The 3,365-nt window shown below is 63.0% G+C and carries 4 protein-coding genes; all 4 read right to left on the reverse strand.

Annotation, left to right across the window (positions count from 1 at the left end):
* Positions 1-524 (reverse strand): hypothetical protein (locus tag EN991_RS41160; RefSeq protein WP_245461095.1); only part of this gene is annotated, 524 nt, incomplete at its 3' end.
* 202 nt (positions 525-726) lie between these two features.
* Complete coding sequence (locus EN991_RS28595; protein WP_127365792.1) at positions 727-2,106, reverse strand: aspartate aminotransferase family protein; 1,380 nt, start codon at positions 2,104-2,106, stop codon at positions 727-729.
* Positions 2,107-2,154: 48 nt separating this feature from the next.
* Positions 2,155-2,295, reverse strand: coding sequence for a capsid protein (locus tag EN991_RS28600; protein ID WP_082826679.1), 141 nt, complete (start codon positions 2,293-2,295; stop codon positions 2,155-2,157).
* Positions 2,296-2,363: 68 nt separating this feature from the next.
* A partial coding sequence (locus EN991_RS28605) for a prolyl oligopeptidase family serine peptidase (protein ID WP_164769432.1) occupies positions 2,364-3,365 on the reverse strand: 1,002 nt, incomplete at its 5' end.

Raw genomic sequence — 3,365 nt, forward strand, 5'->3', positions numbered from 1 at the left:
ACAGGGATCAGCGCCAGCAACGCAATGAAGGTGCTGTTGCCGATGCCCCAGATCCAGTTGAGGAAGAAGGCGCCCCAGTTCCAGCGGTCGAGTTCGGCTGGAATTTCAGCCGGCTGGTTGAGCGGTTGTCCGGCCATCATGTCCCCAATCGGTAACGTACGGACTGATTCTAGCGCATGCGCTCCTCGATGCGCAAAATCAAAGTTTTGCAACCCCGGTCCGGTCTTGTTGGACAGCCGGCGAAAATTCGCTTTCACGGCACGGCTTGCCGGCTTCAGCGCGGCGCTGATCGAGCGCTCCGCCGCAACCCCGTTGAACAGCGACGGCGTGCGGCCGGAAAAGACTTCCGGCCAGAACCGCGATGCCGATTGCAGGAAAGACATTTGTGCCGCAAACGCGCCTTCGGCCATAGCGGCGGTCTTCTCGTTGACCGCACGCGCCGTCTCCGTACTCCATGGCTGGCGGCTCGCGCCATCCATGGCCATCAACGGCAGCCGCATCATCGCCACCAGCGGCGCCAGCATCAGGTCGCCGCCGATGCTGGCCGCTTCTCGCGTCCGTCGGCTCTTGCCGGTTTTTCTCATGGAAACAAACCCCTTGTGGCGGCCGAATCAGCCGCTGCCCCACACACTACGCGCTTGTGATGGAATTCGTTCCCTCGCCGCTTCGGCATGGTCTCAAGGCTGGGCGCGCCCGCCGAAGAGCGCCCAGCCAAGGGGTCGAGTTCTACCGCTTGCGAAGATCGGCTTGCGCCAGATCCAGCGCCTTCGAGATGCGGTCGCAGGCCATATCGATCGTATCGCGGGTCCAGATCAGCGGCGGCGACAGGATCATCGTGTCGCCGGTGGCGCGCAGCATCATGCCATTCGTGATGGCGTGATCCCGCACGGTTACCGCCGCACTTCCAGCCGGCAGGAACCGCTCCTTGGTCGCCTTGTCCTTGACGATCTCGATCGCGCCCATCAGTCCGATCGAACGGACCTCGCCGACCAGATCATGTCCGGCAATGCGCTCCTGCAACGCCTTGGCGAAGTAAGGGCCGGTGTCGTTCCGGACGCGGTCGACCAGCCCTTCGCGCTCGATGATCTCGAGGTTCTTCAGCGCCACGGCGCAGGCCACCGGGTGCCCGGAATAGGTGTAGCCATGGTTGAACTCGCCGCCCTTCTCGACCAGCGTCGAGGCGATGCGGTCGCCAACCAGCAATGCCGACAGCGGCTGATAGCCCGAGGTCAGCGCCTTGGCCGTGGTGATCGTGTCTGGCTCGATGCCGAGTGTCTGTGCGGCAAACCATTCGCCGGTGCGTCCATAACCGGTGATGACTTCGTCCAGCATCAGCAGGACATCGTATTTACGGCAGATGCGCTGCACTTCCGGCCAATAGCTCGCCGGCGGTATCTTCACGCCGCCGGCTCCCATGATCGGCTCGCCGATAAACGCGGCAACCTTGTCGGCGCCGGCTTCGAGGATCGCCTCCTCGACAGCCCCGGCCGCGCGCAGACCGAAATCATGATCGCTCTCGCCAGGCAGCGCCAGCTCATAGGCATAGGGCATCATCACATGGACGATGTTGGGCACCGCACCGTTGAGCTGCTTGTGCATACCATCCATGCCGCCGAGCGAGGTGCCGGCAACGGTCGAGCCGTGATAGGCCATCTTGCGCGAGATGATGCGGTTCTTCTCCGGCTTGCCCTCCAGCACCCAATAGTGGCGCACGAGGCGCAGCGCGGTGTCGTTGGCTTCCGACCCGGAAGAGCCGTAGAATACCTGGTTGACGTGCTTCGGCGCGATCTCCGCCAGCTTCTTGGACAGCAGCACTGGCGTCGGCGTCGAGCATTTGAAGAAGGAGTTGTAGTAAGGCAGTTCCTTCATCTGGGCATAGGCGGCCTCGGCCAGCTCGTCACGGCCATAGCCGATGTTGACGCACCACAGCCCGGCCATGCCGTCGAGGATTTCAGCCCCCTCGGAATCGTAGATGAAAGGGCCGTTGGCATGGGTGATGATGCGCGACCCGGCCCCGCGCATTTCCTTGTGGTCGGTGAACGGATGCAGATGATGCGCGGCGTCGATCTGCTGAAGCTGCGTCAGCGAATAATTCTGATAGGTCATGTCTGATCTTCCCTCTGGATTCTATCCGGCCAAGCCGGGGCGAATGCTTCAGAGGCAGAGAGGTGGCGAATAGCCGATGCGGGCACACAGCCGCAAAAGCTCGGCGCGCAGCGTGCGCGGTGACGGCGTCACCGCGACCCGCAATGCGCGAGCCTCAAATGCGTCAATCAACGTCCTGACGAGAGCCATGGAAGCCACCTTAGAGCAAAGGCTGCTCGAGGAGAACCACCCTTTGCTTGGCCCATAACTGAATGACTCTAGGCCTTGGCTGTCAGCGCCCTTTGCAGGAAGACATATTTCATCGCCGTCTGCGCCGCCTGCGGCCGGCGGTCGCCACGCCCGCCATGGCCGCCCTCGGTCTCCTCGAAGAACAGCGTCCTCGCATGGCCGGCTTCCTGCAAGCGGGCGGCCATCTTGCGCGCATGGCCGGGATGGACTCGATCGTCAGCGGTCGATGTGGTCAGCAGCACAGGCGGATAGGCGGCAGCGGCGTCGACATGCTGGTAGGGCGAGTAGGCTGAAAGCCACTTCGCGTCTTCGGGTTTCGACGGATCGCCATATTCGGCCATCCACGAGGCTCCAGGCGGCAATTCGGCGTAACGCAGCATGTCGAGCAGCGGCACCTCGATGATGACGGCGCCGAAAAGCTCGGGATGCTGCGTCAAGGAAACGCCGGTCAGCAAGCCGCCATTCGAACCACCCTGGATGCCGAGCGAGCTTGCTGTCGCGATGCCGCGCTTGACGACGTCCTGCGCGACCGCTGCGAAATCGTCGAATCCGTTTTGGCGATTGCCCTTGAGCGCCGCTTGATGCCAGGCCGGGCCGAACTCGCCGCCGCCGCGGATGCATGCCTGCACATAGGCATTGCCTTTCTCCAGCCACAGCTTACCACGCACGCCGGCATAGCCGGGCAGCAGCGGCACTTCGAAGCCGCCATAGCCGTAAAGCAGCGTCGGCACCGGACCTTTCTGGTCGCGCCGCCTGACGACGAAATAGGGGATCATCGTGCCGTCCTTGGAGCGCGCCTCGAACTGTTCCGAGATCAGCGGCGAGGCATCGAAACGCGCCGGCTGCGACTTCACGGTGGCGAGCGTCTCGCCATTGTCGTCGGACCAGATGATCGAACTCGGGGTCAGGAAATCGGTGAAGGAGAAGGACACACTCGAGCCGAACTGCTCGGCATGACTGATGCCGACATTGCCGTTTTCGGGCAGCGCCACCGGTTTCAGCGACCAGTTGCCATCCATGCGCTCGCAGAC

Origin of the sequence: Mesorhizobium sp. M7A.F.Ca.US.005.03.2.1, from assembly GCF_003997795.1 — a bacterium.
In the GTDB taxonomy this organism is placed as follows: Bacteria; Pseudomonadota; Alphaproteobacteria; order Rhizobiales; family Rhizobiaceae; genus Mesorhizobium; species Mesorhizobium ciceri.

Excerpts from the sequence above, each read along its gene's own strand:
- EN991_RS28595 (WP_127365792.1), bottom strand. The coding sequence starts at position 2,106 with ATGACCTATCAGAATTATTCGCTGACGCAGCTTCAGCAGATCGACGCC.
- EN991_RS28600 (WP_082826679.1), bottom strand. The coding sequence starts at position 2,295 with ATGGCTCTCGTCAGGACGTTGATTGACGCATTTGAGGCTCGCGCATTG.